The sequence below is a fragment of the Dactylosporangium maewongense genome (assembly GCF_039531485.1).
Taxonomy (GTDB): domain Bacteria; phylum Actinomycetota; class Actinomycetes; order Mycobacteriales; family Micromonosporaceae; genus Dactylosporangium; species Dactylosporangium maewongense.
The window spans coordinates 1-14404 of record NZ_BAAAQD010000019.1 but is presented as its reverse complement, the minus strand read 5'-3'; the positions used below and the strand labels follow the sequence as shown (position 1 = coordinate 14404).

Here is a 14404-nt window from a genome sequence, read left to right as displayed (position 1 = left end):
CATGCTGGGGGCATGGACCTCCGCAGCGGAACCTTCGACCCCTCGCAGCCGCAGCCGCAGCCGCAGGCGACCGCCTTACGGTGGCGGGTGTCGACCGGCTTCGCCGCGCTGAAGGCCTGTGCGGCGATCGGCCTCCTGGTCGCCGGCGTGTTCGCCGCGGGCGACCGCCGGATGCTCACCGCCGCGGTGGTCGCCGCGGCCATCCTCGGCGTTTATGCGCTGCGGGACTTCGTCGCGCCGGTCCGTCTCGCCGCGGACCCGGACGGAGTCACCGTCGTCAGCGGCTACGCGGGCCGCCGCCGGGTCGAGTGGGTGCAGGTCGAGCGGATGCGCGTCGACGCCCGGTCCCGTGGCGGCATGCGCAGCGAGCTCCTGGAGATCGACGCGGGCGAGCAGCTGTTCCTGCTCAGCCGGTACGACCTCAACGCGCACCCGGCCGACGTCTATGAGGAGCTGCTCCGGCTCCGCGGCTTCTAGCTGCCGTCGGCTTCCAGCCGTCGCTGGCTTCTGGCTGTCGTTGGCTTCTGGCTGTCGTTGGCTTCCAGCTGCCGTTGCGGACAGCTGTCGCTGGGTGCTAGCTGTCGTTGCGGACGGCGAAGATGGCGATGTCGTCGCGGGGCGCCTCCGCGGAGAAGCCCAGCGTCGTCGCGCGCAGGCGGGCGACGACCACGTCGGCGGGGAAGCCGGCCAGCAGCGCCGCCTCCTTGCGCAGCCGGTCGACGCCGAAGAGCTCCGCGCCGCGGCGGCGCTCGGTGACGCCGTCGGTGTAGAAGATCAGCGTGTCGCCGGGCTGCAGCGTGATCTGGGTGCGCGGGGTGTTGATCGTGTCGAGCAGGCCGAGGGCGGTGCCGCACCGGCCGGCGAGCTCCGTGCTGCCGTCGGAGCGCAGCAGCACCGGCTGGTCGTGCCCGGCGAGGTGCAGCGCCACGTCCAGGGTGCCGTCGGGGCGGCGCAGGATCTCCGCCAGGCACAGTGTGCAGAAGCGGCCGGCGCCCCGCTCGAGCAGCGTCTCGTTGATCCGCTTCAGCGTCTCGGGCATCGGCCGGCCGTCGCGGACCAGCACGCGGGTGACGTCCCGCACCAGACCGGTGACCGTCGCCGCCTGGACACCCTTGCCCGACACGTCGCCGACGACCACCAGCCAGCGGCGGCCGGAGAGCGGCACTACGTCGTAGAAGTCGCCGCCGACGTCGACCCCTTCGCCGGTCGGCACGTATTCGGCGCCGAACTCCACGCCCTCGGCCTTCGGCAGCTGCGGCGGCAGCAGCGAGCGCTGCAGGGTCTGGGCGATGCTGCGCCGCTCGGCGTGGATGTTGGCGTTGTCGATCGCGAGCGCGGCGCGGCGGGCCACGTCCTCGACGACGGCGACCTCCTCGCTGCGCTGCCACGTGTCGCCGCCACCGCCGACCGTCAGTGTGCCCAGGTGCTGCCCGCGGGCGATCAGCGCGAGGACATACCCCTCCAGCGGCGGGCCGAGCGGCACCACCGCGTCGGTGCCCATCGCCTCCTTCAGCTGCGGGGCCGCGTGCGTGAGCGAGTCGAGCAGCCCGGTGAGCATCGACTCGTCGGCGTGCGCGGCCGCGGCGAGCCGCAGCTCACCGCCGGCGTCGGCGGCGTGGATCGCGCACCAGGTGCCCAGTCGCGGCACCACCAGCCGCGGGATGAGGGCGAGGGTCAGCTCCACGTCGAGGGACTGGGCGAGCAGCTCGCTGGCGTCGGCGAGGAACGTCAGCCAGGTGCGCCGCTCCGAGTCGGTGCGGCGCAGCCGGTGGTTCTCGATCAGCAGCATCAGCCGGTCCGCGGCGAGCGACGTCAGCGGCCGCGCGTACGGGTTGCCACCACCGCCGGCCACGAGAAGCTCCGCCCGCCAGGGCTTGGTGACCCGAAGCGGCACCCGCAGGCCGCTGTCGACGGTCCCGGTGAGCCGGCCGACGGCGGCGACCGTGTGCGGGCCGTCGCCCTCGTCCAGGGTCAGCGCCGCGCCGGTCCCGCCGATCACGCCGACGAGCCGCTGGAGCAGCTCCTCCGAGACCTCGGTCAGCGACGTGCCGGTGCCCGACCAGCCGAGCGCGCTGAGCGCCTCCGGTGCGGGCGCGACGGGGATCTCGAAGCTGGGTGGTGTCCTGTCGCTGCCGACGGTGCCGGGCTTCTTGTCCAGCCGGAACCAGACGCCCTTGCCGCCGCCGAAGTGCAGGGTGCCCCAGGAGGACGCCAGCTGGTCGACGAGCAGCAGGCCGCGGCCGCGCTCGTCCAGGTCGGTGCCGGGCGCCGGGATGTTGGGCACGACCGTGCCGGGCTTGAAGTCCAGCACGGTGACCGTCAGCGAATTGTCGGCGGCGGTGATCTCCACGTCGACCTCGGTGCCGGCGTGCACGACGCTGTTGGTCGTCAGCTCCGTCACCAGCAGCAGCGCCTCGTCGAGAATGCCGCCCAGATCCCGTTCGTGCACGATCGTCCGGATCGCTTCGCGGGCCAGCCCAGGAGAGCTATGGTCGGCCGGGAGTCGGATCCTCCGGACGGTCGGGGCGTTCACACCTCGCAGTCTCTACCGAACGGTGGTAACAATCCAACCTGGAGACGACGATGGGTGGACACCGCCTGCCCCCGAGACCGGTGGAGACGTCATGACCACAGTCGAAGAAGTCACCCAGAAGAGTCCCGAGACGCTGCTGCTCGAGGAGCTGTCCACCGGGCTGGACCGGTTGGCGTCGGGCGACCTGAAGTACCGGCTGAGCCGCCGCGACGGCCTGCCCGGCGAGGTCGTCGAGCGCTTCAACCGGCTCGCCGAGCTCAAGCTGCGGCACACCCGCGAGGTCATGCGGATCAGCCGGGTCGTCGGCCGCGAGGGCCGCATGACCGAGCGCCTCGACGAGGAGGGCTTCGAGGGGGCGTGGCTGGACCGCATCCACGCGGTCAACTCGCTGATCGACGACCTGGGGCGGCCCACCACGGAGATCGCCCGGGTCATCGTCGCCGTCGCCGAGGGCGACCTCTCGCAGCAGCTCGCGCTGGAGATCGACGGCCGACCGCTGCGTGGCGAGTTCCTCACCATCGGCCGCACGGTCAACACGATGGTCGACCAGCTGTCGTCGTTCGCCGATGAGGTCACGCGTGTGGCCCGCGAGGTCGGCACCGAGGGCAAGCTGGGCGGCCAGGCGCAGGTGACCGGGGTCGCCGGCACCTGGCGCGACCTCACCGACTCGGTCAACTCGATGGCCGCGAACCTCACCGGCCAGGTCCGGTCGATCTCCACCGCGGCGACCGCGCTCGCCCGCGGCGACCTGTCGCAGAAGATCACGGTGACGGCCAAGGGCGAGGTCGCCGAGCTCGCCGAGACGATCAACTCGCTCGTCGACACGCTGCGGATCTTCGCCGAGCAGGTGACCCGCGTGGCCCGCGAGGTCGGCACCGAGGGCAAGCTCGGCGGCCAGGCGGACGTGCCGGGTGTGGCAGGCACCTGGAAGGACCTCACCGACAACGTCAACTCGATGGCGTCCAGCCTCACCGGCCAGGTCCGCAACATCGCCCAGGTCGCCACCGCCGTGGCCCGGGGTGACCTGTCGCAGAAGATCACCGTCGTTGCGCAGGGCGAGATCCTCGAGCTCAAGGACACCGTCAACACGATGGTGGATCAGCTGTCGTCGTTCGCCGACGAGGTCACGCGTGTTGCCCGCGAGGTCGGCACGGAGGGCAAGCTGGGCGGTCAGGCGCAGGTGACGGGCGTCGCCGGCACGTGGCGGGACCTGACGGACAACGTGAACTTCATGGCGTCCAACCTGACGTCCCAGGTCCGTAACATCGCGCAGGTCGCGACGGCGGTGGCCCGTGGTGACCTGTCGCAGAAGATCACGGTCGACGCCCGGGGCGAGATTCTGGAGCTGAAGTCGACGGTCAACACGATGGTGGATCAGCTGTCGTCGTTCGCCGACGAGGTCACCCGTGTTGCCCGCGAGGTCGGCACGGAGGGCAAGCTGGGCGGTCAGGCGCAGGTGACGGGCGTCGCCGGCACGTGGCGGGACCTGACGGACAACGTGAACTTCATGGCGTCCAACCTGACGTCCCAGGTCCGTAACATCGCGCAGGTCGCGACGGCGGTGGCCCGTGGTGACCTGTCGCAGAAGATCACCGTTGACGCCCGGGGCGAGATTCTGGAGCTGAAGTCGACGGTCAACACGATGGTGGATCAGCTGTCGTCGTTCGCCGACGAGGTCACCCGTGTTGCCCGCGAGGTCGGCACGGAGGGCAAGCTCGGCGGCCAGGCCCAGGTGCGCGGCGTCGCCGGCACGTGGCGCGACCTGACCGACAACGTCAACTTCATGGCGTCCAACCTCACCGCCCAGGTCCGCAACATCGCCCAGGTCGCCACCGCCGTCGCCCGCGGTGACCTGTCGCAGAAGATCACCGTCGACGCCCAGGGCGAGATCCTCGCCCTCAAGTCGACCGTCAACACGATGGTGGACCAGCTGTCGTCGTTCGCCGACGAGGTCACGCGTGTGGCCCGCGAGGTCGGCACGGAAGGCAAGCTCGGCGGTCAGGCGCAGGTGAAGGGCGTCTCCGGCACCTGGCGCGACCTCACCGACAACGTCAACTCGATGGCGTCCAACCTGACGTCCCAGGTCCGCAACATCGCCCAGGTCACCACCGCCGTCGCCCGCGGCGACCTGTCCCAGAAGATCACCGTCGACGCGCACGGCGAGATCCTGGAGCTGAAGTCGACGGTCAACACGATGGTCGACCAGCTGTCGTCGTTCGCCGACGAGGTCACCCGTGTTGCCCGCGAGGTCGGCTCCGAGGGCAAGCTCGGCGGCCAGGCCCAGGTGCGCGGCGTCTCCGGCACCTGGCGCGACCTGACGGAGAACGTCAACCAGCTCGCCTCGACGCTGACCACCCAGCTGCGGGCGATCTCGCAGGTGTCCACCGCCGTGACCCGCGGCGACCTGACCCAGCGGATCGCGGTCGAGGCGCTCGGCGAGGTCGCCGAGCTCAAGGACAACATCAACCAGATGATCGTCACGCTGCGCGAGACGACGAAGAAGAACGCCGAGCAGGGCTGGCTCGACTCCAACCTGGCCCGCGTCGGCGGCCTCCTGCAGGGCCAACGCGACCTCGGCGAGGTCTGCCGCATGATCATGGCCGAGGTGACGCCGCTGGTCGACGCGCAGATCGGCGCGTTCTTCCTGGCCGGCGCCGACGCCGGGTCCGGCCTGCGACTGCGCCTGGAGGCGTCCTACGGCTACATGGCGCCCGGCGCCGAGGTCAGCTTCGCACCCGGCGAGGGCCTGATCGGGCAGGCGTCGCTGTCGCGCCGCGCGATCCGGGTCAGCGCACCCCAGGACGGCCGGCTCCAGGTCCGCTCCGGGGTCGCCGCGACCCCGCCCGCGGACCTCGTCGTCCTGCCGGTGCTGTTCGAGGGCGAGCCGCTCGGCGTCATCGAGTTCGCCGGCGTCGCCTCGTTCTCCGAGCTGCACCTGGCGTTCCTCGACCGGCTCGTGGTCACCATCGGCGTCGCGCTCAAGACGATCCTCGCCAACCGGCGGACCGAGGAGCTGCTGTCCCAGTCGCAGCGCCTCGCGCTGGAGCTGCAGGACCAGTCCGCGGAGCTCCAGCGCACCAACGCCGAGCTGGAGGAGAAGGCGACGCTGCTGTCGGAGCAGAAGGGCAACATCGAGAAGCAGAACCGCGAGATCGAGATGGCCCGCCTCGGCCTGGAGGAGAAGGCGCAGCAGCTGGCGCAGGCGTCGCAGTACAAGTCGGAGTTCCTCGCCAACATGAGCCACGAGCTGCGCACCCCGCTCAACTCGATGCTGCTGCTGTCGCGGCTGCTCGCCGACAACCCGGACGCCAACCTCACCGCGAAGCAGATCGAGTTCGCCGCGACGATCCACAACGCGGGCTCCGACCTCCTTGCCCTCATCGACGACATCCTCGACCTGTCGAAGATCGAGGCGGGCCGCATGGACGTGGAGCCCGGTGAGGTCTCCTTCGACGAGATCCGCTCGTACGTGGAGCAGGCGTTCGCCCCGCAGGCGGAGGACAAGGGCCTCGACTTCACGGTCGGCACGACCGAGGAGCTGCCGCCCGCGATCGTCACCGACCCGCAGCGCCTCCAGCAGATCCTGCGCAACCTGATCTCCAACGCGGTGAAGTTCACCGAGAAGGGCGCGGTCACGCTGTCGATCAGCGTCGCCACGCCCGACCTGCAGTTCTCGTCGCCGACGCTCGCCGGCGCGCGCCGGGTGATCGCGTTCGCGGTCGCCGACACCGGGATCGGCATCTCCAACGACAAGGTCGCGCTGATCTTCGAGGCGTTCCAGCAGGCGGACGGCACCACCAGCCGCAAGTACGGCGGCACCGGCCTCGGCCTGTCGATCAGCCGCGAGCTGGCCCGGCTGCTCGGCGGTGCGATCGGGGTCACCTCGGAGGTCGGCCGGGGCGCCGTCTTCACCCTGTACCTGCCGGACGTCATCGCGACCGAGGTCACCCAGACCGTGCACACCGTGCCGGCGCAGCCCCTGGCGCCGGTGCGCAGCCTGCCGCCCGGCCCGGCGATGCTGCGGGCGCTGCCGACCCCGGAGCGGCGCCCGACCGCGGCGGCGCATCAGCTCGACGGCGCGACCGTGCTCATCGTCGACGACGACGTCCGCAACGTCTTCGCCCTCACCAGCGCTCTCGAGCTGCACGGCATGACCGTCCTGTACGCCGACAACGGCGCCGACGGCGTGCGCGTGCTGTCGGAGCACCCGGGCGTGGACATCGTGCTGATGGACGCGATGATGCCCGACCAGGACGGCAACGAGACGACCCGGGCGATCCGGCGCAACCGGCGCTTCGCGAAGCTCCCGGTGGTGTTCCTGACCGCCAAGGCGATGCCCGGCGACCGCGAGTCGTCCCTGGCCGCCGGGGCGAGCGACTACATCACCAAGCCGGTCGATCTTGACGAGCTGCTTGACGTCATGGCCGCTTGGGTAAACGGGGAGGGTCGCGCGGTGTAGGTTGCTCCGAAACGGAAGAAAGGGGCGCGTCTTTGACTGGACCGGACCGGCCGGCGAAGGTGCTGCTCGTCGACGACCGGCGGGACAATCTCCTCGCCCTGGAGGCGATCCTGCAGGGGTTGCCGGTCCAGGGCGTCGCCGCCGAGAGCGGCGAGGAGGCCCTCAAGCACCTGCTGGTGGACGACTTCGCCCTGATCCTGCTGGACGCGCAGATGCCGACGATGGACGGCTTCGAGACCGCCCGGCACATCAAGCGCCGCGAGCGGACCCGGCACGTGCCGATCATCTTCCTCACCGCGGCCGACCGTGACTCGCACCTGGCGCTTCGCGGATACGCTGCCGGCGCCGTCGACTACCTCACGAAGCCCTTCGACCCATGGGTGCTCCGGGCGAAGGTGTCCGTGTTCGTCGAGCTGTGGACGAAGACCTCACAGCTCGCGGTGCAGTCCGAGCTGGTCAAGGCCCGGGACGGCGAGCTGCGGGCCGCCGGGGTCGCCGTCGACGAGGCCACCGCGCTGCTGAAGGCCGGGCTGGCCGCCGGCGGCGAGGTCGGGCGCTCGCAGGTGGAGAAGGCGATGGAGGCGCTGACCAGAGCCTTCAGGCAGGCTCCTGGATCATCAGTGCGCCCCTGAGGCCCGTGATGTCCAGGACGCGGATCAGGAACGCGCCGACGTTGGTCAGCACCAGGTAGCTCTGTGCCATGGTCGCCTTGCGGCTGAGGACGACGAGCGTGCCGAGGCCCTGCGAGTCGCAGAACGTCACGCCGCTCATGTCGAGGACGACCCGCTGCGGGGCGTCGCCGCCGAGGATCTCATCGACGGTTGTCGCCAGCCGCTGGACCGTGGACATGTCGATCTCGCCCGCGAGCGATACCACGGTCTCGGTCGGCGCGCGCCGCACTGTGACGGAAAGCTCCGGTCGATCCACCCGCACAGCCTAACGTGGATCAGCGCCCGCAGTGGCGTCGGGCACAGGCCGCCCGGGGGCGGTCGGCGTCGCCTCGGGCAGGCTGTCAGAATGGGCAGGCTGTGACAGCTATTGACTCCGCCGGCCTCGGCCCCTACGCGGGTGACGCTCCGGCTTCGCAGGCACTGTTCGACCGCGCTCAGGCCATCGTGCCGGGTGGGGTGAATTCACCTGTCCGGGCGTTCCGCGCGGTCGGTGGCACCCCCCGGTTCATGGTCAGTGGCGAGGGCTGCTGGCTCACCGACGCCGACGGGCGACGCTATGTCGACCTGGTCTGCTCGTGGGGGCCGCTGATCCTCGGCCACGCGCATCCCGAGGTGATCGGTGCGATCACCGCCGCGGCCGCGCACGGCACCAGCTTCGGCACCCCGACACCGGGCGAGGTGGCGCTCGGCGAGGAGATCGTCGCGCGCACCCTGGTCGAGCAGGTCCGCCTGGTCAACTCCGGCACCGAGGCCACGATGAGCGCGCTCCGGCTCGCCCGCGGCTTCACCGGCCGGCCCAAGGTGGTCAAGTTCGCCGGCTGCTACCACGGCCACGTCGACGCACTGCTCGCCGCCGCCGGGTCCGGGGTCGCGACCCTCGCGCTGCCCGACTCGCCCGGCGTCACCGGTGCGGCGGCGGGGGACACCATCGTCCTGCCGTACAACGACATCGCCGCCGTCGAAGCGGTCTTCGCCGCCGAGGGCGACCGGATCGCGGCCGTGATCACCGAGGCGGCCTGCGGCAACATGGGCGTCGTCGCGCCGCACGACGGGTTCAACGGCAAGCTCGCCGAGCTCGCCCACCGCCACGGCGCGCTGCTCATCCTCGACGAGGTCATGACCGGCTTCCGGGTCAGCCGGGCCGGCTGGGTCGGCCTCGAGCCCGTCGACGCCGACCTGTGGACCTTCGGCAAGGTCATGGGCGGCGGGCTGCCGGCCGCCGCGTTCGGCGGTCGCGCCTCGATCATGGCGCACCTCGCCCCGGCCGGCCCGGTCTACCAGGCCGGCACACTGTCGGGCAATCCGCTCGCCTGCGCGGCCGGCCTCGCGACCCTGCGACTGGCGACCCCCGAGGTCTATGCGCAGCTCGACGCGACGGCGGCCACGATCGGCAAGCTGTCCTCCGATGCGTTGGCCGCGGCGGGTGTACCGCACACACTCGCCACCGCCGGCAGCATGTTCTCGATCTTCTTCACGGCGCAGCCGGTGCGGAACTACGACGACGCACGCACGCAGGACGTGGCGGCGTTCAAGGCGTTCTTCCACACCATGCTGTCCCGGGGTGTCTACCTGCCGCCCAGCGCCTACGAGTCGTGGTTCGTCTCCACCGCGATCGGCGCCGAGGCCCTGGACGTCATCTCGGCCGCCCTCCCGCACGCCGCCCGCGCCGCCGCGGCCGCCTCGGCGGGCCTCTCATGACGACCAAGACGATCGTGCACGTGCTGCGGCACGGTGAGGTGCACAACCCGGAGAAGATCCTCTACGGCCGCCTTCCCGGCTACCGGCTGTCGGAGCTCGGCGTGCAGATGGCCAAGGCCGCCGCCCAGGCCGTCGCCGAGAAGGACATCACCCACGTGGTGGCGAGCCCGCTGGAGCGCGCCCAGCAGACCGCGTCGCCGATCGCCGACCAGTTCGGGCTGCCGATCGCCGTCGACGAGCGGCTCATCGAGAGCGGCAACTTCTTCGAGGGCAAGCGGGTCGGCGCCGGCGACGGCGCGCTCCGTGACCCCCGCAACTGGTGGGTGCTGCGCGACCCGGTGACCCCGTCGTGGGGCGAGCCGTACACGGCGATCGCCTCGCGCATGTTCGCCGCGCTGATGGCCGCCAGGGAGGCCGCCGAGGGCCACGAGGCCGTGTGCGTGTCGCACCAGCTGCCGATCTGGACGCTGCGCCGGCACGTCGAGCGCAAGCGGCTGTGGCACGACCCCCGCAAGCGCGAGTGCAACCTCGCCAGCTACACCAGCTTCCACTTCGAGGACACGAAGATCGTCGGGGTGGCGTACAGCGAACCGGCCGCCCACCTCGTCGCCATGTCGCCGGGCGCGCGCGACGCGAAGGGCGCATGATGCGAGCTCGCCTCCTGTGGATCCTCGTCGCCTGCGTCTTCCTGGCCGCCTGCGACAGCGCCGCCCCGCAGAACGCCCTCGGCAGCCGCAAGATCGCTGTCTCCGACCGGGTGGCGGCGCCGGCGATGCGCGGCGACTTCATGGACCGCGCCGGTTCGTTCGACCTCGCCCAGCACAAGGGCGAGGTCGTCGTGATCAACTTCTGGGCGTCCTACTGCGCGCCGTGCCGCACCGAGGCGCCGGAGTTGGAGAAGGTGTACGACGCGACCAAGGGCGACGGCGTCGTCTTCGTCGGCGTGAACGTCCGCGACCAGCGCGACCCCGCCGCCTCCTTCCTGGCCGACGTGAAGCCGACATACGGCAGCATCTTCGACCCACCCGGCGAGCTGCCGCTGAACTTCGCCGTGCCGCCCAACACGATCCCCGCCACGCTGGTCATCGACCGCAGCGGCCGGGTCGCCGCCGTCATCCGCTCCCAGGTCGACCAGAAGCTGCTCGAGCCGATCGTGCGCGACCTGGTCGCCGAGCAGGCCTGATGCTCCTCGCCGGCGTCTTCGACTTCACCACCAGCGGCCCGCTGGTCGGTGCGATCGCCGTCGCCGTCCTCGCCGGGCTGGCCAGCTTCCTGTCGCCGTGCATCCTGCCGCTCGTGCCCGGCTACCTCTCCTACGTCACCGGCCTCGCGGGCGCCGACCTCGACTCCGGGCAGCGCCGGGGCCGGGTCGTCGCCGGGGTCGCGCTCTTCATCGCCGGGTTCACGGCCGTCTTCGTCACCCTCATCGTCCTCGCGACCAGCGCCGCCATGCAGCTCATGGTCCACCGCCGGACGATCGAGATCGTCGCGGGCGTGATCGTCATCGTCCTCGGTCTGGCCTTCATCGGCCTGGTGCCGGGGCTGGAGCGGCAGTGGCGGATCCAGCGGCTCCCGGCCGCCGGGCTCGTCGGCGCCCCCGTCTTCGGCGTCGTCTTCGCCCTGTCCTGGGCGCCGTGCACCGGCCCGACGCTCGCCGCGATGATCGCGCTCGGCTCCACCAGCGGCTCGCAGGCGCGGGCGGTGACCCTCGCCATCGCGTACAGCCTCGGCATCGGCCTGCCCTTCATCGCGGTCGGGCTGGGCTTCCAGCGGCTCATCGGCGTCATCAAGTTCATCCGCCGCAACAGCCGCTGGGTGACCCGCATCGGCGGCGCCCTGCTCGTCCTCGTCGGCGTCGCGCTCATCACCGGCGTCTGGCACTCGCTCATGATCGCCCTAACGGCCAACTTCGGGCCCGGATTGGTGCCGCTGTGACGCGCTGGCTCGTCTCCGTGTGCCGGCGCGCCTGGCGCCAGCTGACCTCGATGCGCACCGCGCTGGTGCTGCTGTTCCTGCTCGCCGTCGCCGCCATCCCCGGCTCGGTCCTGCCGCAGCGCAACGTGTCGCCCGAGCAGGTCCGGCAGTACCTGCGGGACAACCCCGACTGGGGCCCGACGCTGGACCGGTTCTTCTTCTTCGACGTGTACGCCTCGCCGTGGTTCTCGGCGATCTACCTGCTGCTCTTCACGTCGCTCGTCGGCTGCCTGGTGCCCCGCTTCCGGTCCCACTTCGCCGCGATGGTGCGCAAGCCCCCGCCGGCCCCGGCGCGGTTCTCCCGGCTACCCGCCTCTGCTGCTGACTTGCCCGTTTCATCCGTTTCTTCGGTTCTGGGGGTTCTGCGGCGTCGGCGCTTCCGGACCGTCGTGCGGGTCTCGGGTGACGTCACCGAGATCAGCGCGGAGAAGGGGTACCTCAAGGAGACCGGCAACCTGGTCTTCCACTTCGCGCTGCTGTCGCTGCTGATCGGCGTCGCGTACGGGTCGTGGTTCGGCTGGCACGGCAACCGGCTGCTCATCCAGGGGCAGGACTTCGCCTTCTGCAACACCCTGCTCAACTACGACGAGCACGCCCTCGGCGCCCAGGTCGGCGAGGGTGACCTGCCCCGCTTCTGCGTGCGGATGGACAAGTTCGCCGCCACGTACCTCGACAACGGCCAGCCCGTCACCTACAAGGCCGACGTGACCGTCACCGAGCGGGGCCGCTCCTCCAAGCACGTGCTGCAGGTCAACGACCCGCTGCGCCTCTCGGGCGCCAACGTGTCGCTGCTCGGCCACGGATACGCCCCCCGGCTGCGCTACACCGACAAGTACGGCAAGACGCACGAGCAGGTCGCCGCCTTCCTGCCCAAGGACGGGATGCTCACCAGCGACGGCGTCGCCACCTTCCCGGACGTCAACCTGAACCCGTCGACCGGCACCCGCGACGAGAAGGCCCAGATCGGCTTCTCGGGCGTCTACCTGCCCACCCTGCCGTCCGACCCCTCGGTCGCGTCGTCGGCCTTCCCCGCCGAGAACGACCCGCGTCTCATGCTGCAGGCGTACCGCGGCGTCCTCGGCTTCGACGCCGGCGCGCCCCTGTCCGTGTACACGCTGGACCAGCGCCAGATCGACGCGAAGCGCCTCAGCCCCTTCGGCGACCCGATCATGCTCAAGCCCGGCGACAAGGGCACCCTCCCGGACGGCACGACGGTCGAGTTCCTCGGCACCGAGCAGTGGATCAGCATCTCGATCCGCCACGACCCCGGCCAGCCGATCGTCCTGGGCGGCGCGGCCGCGCTGCTGCTCGGCCTGCTGGGCTCCCTCACCGGCAAGCGCCGCCGCGTGTTCTTCCGCATCACCCCGACCGGCATGTCCGCGGGCGGCCTGCCGCGCGGCGACTACCCGGGCTTCGCCGAGGAGTTCGAGTCCATCGTTGCCGCGGTGACCCCTGCCGCCACCGTGCCGGACCAGGTGGCGCAGACTGACGCTGACGTCAAGGAGGTCGTTTGATGGGTGGGTTGTCCAATCAGCTGCTGGTCGTCACGATCTTCAGCTACGTCCTGGCCATGCTGGCGTACGCCGTCGAATACGCGTTCGGCGCCCGCAGCCTCGTCGGCCAGCGCGCGCTGATAACTGCTGGTGCCCCAGCGGTCGAAGCCATCCCGGTGGCCGCCGCGGCTTCCACCTCTTCCGCGCTTTCCGCTTCCGCCTCGTCTTCCTCTACCTCCTCTTCCTCCGCGGACATTTCCGATTTTTCGGATAAGCCGGACTCTTCGGGTTCGGGTCTTCGGTGGGCGGGTGTCGCGGCCGTCGGTCTCACCGTCCTCGGCTACCTGGCCCACGTCGGCGCCCTGGTCACCCGCGGCATCGCCGCCGACCGCGCCCCCTGGGGCAACATGTACGAGTTCGTCATGACCGCCACCCTCGTCGGCGTCTCCGCCTGGCTGGTCGTGCTGTTCAAGTGGCGCAACCTCCGGCACCTGGGGCTCTTCGTCACCCTGGTCGCGTCCCTCCTGCTCGCGATCGCCGGCATGACGCTGTACGTCCCGGTCGGCCCCCTGGTCCCCGCGCTCCAGTCCTACTGGCTCGTCATCCACGTCGGCGCCGCCTCGATCGCCTCGGGCATCTTCCTCGTCGGCTTCGTCGCCGCCGCCATGCACCTGATCCGCACCGGCCACGACCAGGGCAAGCGCAACTTCCCGTACAGCCTCGGCGAGCGCATCCCCCAGGCCGACACCCTCGAACGCGTCACCTTCCGCGTCCACGCCTTCGCCTTCCCCATCTGGACCTTCGGCGTCATCGCCGGCGCCATCTGGGCCGAGGCTGCCTGGGGCCGATACTGGAACTGGGACCCCAAGGAGGTCTGGTCCTTCATCGCCTGGGTCGTCTACGCCTGCTACCTCCACGCCCGCTCCACCCCGAGCGTCAGCCGCCGCGTCACCTCCTGGATCGCCGTAGTCGGCTGGCTGACCATGCTCGTCAACCTCTTCGGCGTCAACCTCGTCGCCAGCGGCCTCCACTCCTACGCCGGCGTCTGACCCTCACCCCACCACCGCCTCACACCGCCACCCTGCTCACCGCCACTTGATCGAAGTCCAGTTCTGGCGGTCATGCCGACCAGTTCGGTCCTTGGATCACCACGCTGACGAGCGCCAGTCCGGTGGATGCCGCAGAGGGATGACCCGTCCGCTGGGCAGTCGGGTGTCGGCAGCGCGGGTGCGGGTCGGCCGGCTCTGGGTTTCCGCTGCGGTGCCACCGGCCGATGTCTGGTCCTGTTCGGTCGGCGTCGCGCTGGCGTGATCCAAGGATGGTTCCGGCTGTCATGACGGCCGGTCCGGTCCTTGGATCATCACGCTGACGGGCGCCAGTCTGGTGGATGCCGCAGAGGGATGGCCCGTCCGCTGGGCAGTCGGGTGTCGGCAGCGCGGGTGCGGGTCGGGGTCACGTCCGCGCTGGTGGTGTAGGAGGCGGTCAGCGCTGATCCGTTGTGGTTGATGTTAGGCGGCGGCGAGTTGGGTGGTGTCGGTGTCGGGTTGGGTTCCCTCGGTGGTGATGACGGTCAGTC

11 protein-coding genes are annotated in these 14404 nt (G+C 70.9%); 9 read left to right on the top strand and 2 right to left on the bottom strand.

The window, feature by feature from the left end; all coding sequences use genetic code 11:
- Positions 1-12 precede the first annotated feature (12 nt).
- Positions 13-477 carry a PH domain-containing protein gene (locus tag ABD332_RS38700; RefSeq protein WP_344508215.1) on the top strand — a complete coding sequence of 155 codons (465 nt, stop codon included), beginning with the start codon at positions 13-15 and terminating at the stop codon, positions 475-477.
- 97 nt (positions 478-574) lie between these two features.
- Here ABD332_RS38700 and ABD332_RS38695 read toward each other — a convergent pair whose 3' ends face one another.
- Positions 575-2533, bottom strand: a complete 1959-nt coding sequence (locus ABD332_RS38695) for a SpoIIE family protein phosphatase (protein WP_425552358.1) — start codon at positions 2531-2533, stop codon at positions 575-577.
- Positions 2534-2624: 91 nt separating this feature from the next.
- On the opposite strand from ABD332_RS38695, the gene ABD332_RS38690 reads away from it, so the two are divergent.
- Positions 2625-6992 (top strand): HAMP domain-containing protein, encoded by a 4368-nt coding sequence (locus ABD332_RS38690; protein ID WP_344508211.1) that lies wholly within the window; start codon positions 2625-2627, stop codon positions 6990-6992.
- Positions 6993-7024: 32 nt separating this feature from the next.
- The gene (locus ABD332_RS38685) at positions 7025-7624 is read left to right on the top strand and encodes a response regulator (RefSeq protein ID WP_344508209.1); all 600 of its coding nucleotides are present in this window, start codon (positions 7025-7027) and stop codon (positions 7622-7624) included.
- Here ABD332_RS38685 and ABD332_RS38680 read toward each other — a convergent pair.
- On the bottom strand, positions 7590-7919 hold the full coding sequence (locus ABD332_RS38680) for an STAS domain-containing protein (RefSeq protein WP_344508207.1): 330 nt from the start codon (positions 7917-7919) through the stop codon (positions 7590-7592). The two genes, ABD332_RS38685 and ABD332_RS38680, sit on opposite strands and share 35 nt — an antisense overlap.
- A gap of 101 nt (positions 7920-8020) precedes the next feature.
- Between ABD332_RS38680 and hemL the strand changes: the two genes are divergently transcribed.
- Genes hemL through ccsB form a run of 6 tightly spaced genes read left to right on the top strand, consistent with a single transcriptional unit; the run spans position 8021 to position 13877 of the window.
- Positions 8021-9361: a glutamate-1-semialdehyde 2,1-aminomutase gene (gene hemL / locus ABD332_RS38675; RefSeq protein ID WP_344508205.1), complete on the top strand. Its 1341-nt coding sequence runs from the start codon at positions 8021-8023 to the stop codon at positions 9359-9361.
- Positions 9358-10008: a histidine phosphatase family protein gene (locus ABD332_RS38670; RefSeq protein ID WP_344508203.1), complete on the top strand. Its 651-nt coding sequence runs from the start codon at positions 9358-9360 to the stop codon at positions 10006-10008. Before hemL ends, ABD332_RS38670 begins: the two co-directional genes overlap by 4 nt.
- The gene (locus ABD332_RS38665) at positions 10005-10544 is read left to right on the top strand and encodes a TlpA family protein disulfide reductase (RefSeq protein ID WP_344508201.1); all 540 of its coding nucleotides are present in this window, start codon (positions 10005-10007) and stop codon (positions 10542-10544) included. Before ABD332_RS38670 ends, ABD332_RS38665 begins: the two co-directional genes overlap by 4 nt.
- Complete coding sequence (locus ABD332_RS38660; protein ID WP_344508200.1) at positions 10544-11296, top strand: cytochrome c biogenesis CcdA family protein; 753 nt, start codon at positions 10544-10546, stop codon at positions 11294-11296. The genes ABD332_RS38665 and ABD332_RS38660 overlap by 1 nt, the downstream gene beginning before the upstream one ends.
- Positions 11293-12849 carry a cytochrome c biogenesis protein ResB gene (resB, locus tag ABD332_RS38655; protein WP_344508198.1) on the top strand — a complete coding sequence of 519 codons (1557 nt, stop codon included), beginning with the start codon at positions 11293-11295 and terminating at the stop codon, positions 12847-12849. Before ABD332_RS38660 ends, resB begins: the two co-directional genes overlap by 4 nt.
- Positions 12849-13877, top strand: coding sequence for a c-type cytochrome biogenesis protein CcsB (gene ccsB / locus ABD332_RS38650; protein WP_344508196.1), 1029 nt, complete (start codon positions 12849-12851; stop codon positions 13875-13877). The genes resB and ccsB overlap by 1 nt, the downstream gene beginning before the upstream one ends.
- Positions 13878-14404: the final 527 nt, after the last annotated feature.

Excerpts from the sequence above, each read along its gene's own strand:
- ABD332_RS38665 (WP_344508201.1), top strand. The coding sequence starts at position 10,005 with ATGATGCGAGCTCGCCTCCTGTGGATCCTCGTCGCCTGCGTCTTCCTG.
- ABD332_RS38700 (WP_344508215.1), top strand. The coding sequence starts at position 13 with ATGGACCTCCGCAGCGGAACCTTCGACCCCTCGCAGCCGCAGCCGCAG.
- ccsB (WP_344508196.1), top strand. The coding sequence starts at position 12,849 with ATGGGTGGGTTGTCCAATCAGCTGCTGGTCGTCACGATCTTCAGCTAC.
- ABD332_RS38660 (WP_344508200.1), top strand. The coding sequence starts at position 10,544 with ATGCTCCTCGCCGGCGTCTTCGACTTCACCACCAGCGGCCCGCTGGTC.
- ABD332_RS38670 (WP_344508203.1), top strand. The coding sequence starts at position 9,358 with ATGACGACCAAGACGATCGTGCACGTGCTGCGGCACGGTGAGGTGCAC.
- ABD332_RS38690 (WP_344508211.1), top strand. The coding sequence starts at position 2,625 with ATGACCACAGTCGAAGAAGTCACCCAGAAGAGTCCCGAGACGCTGCTG.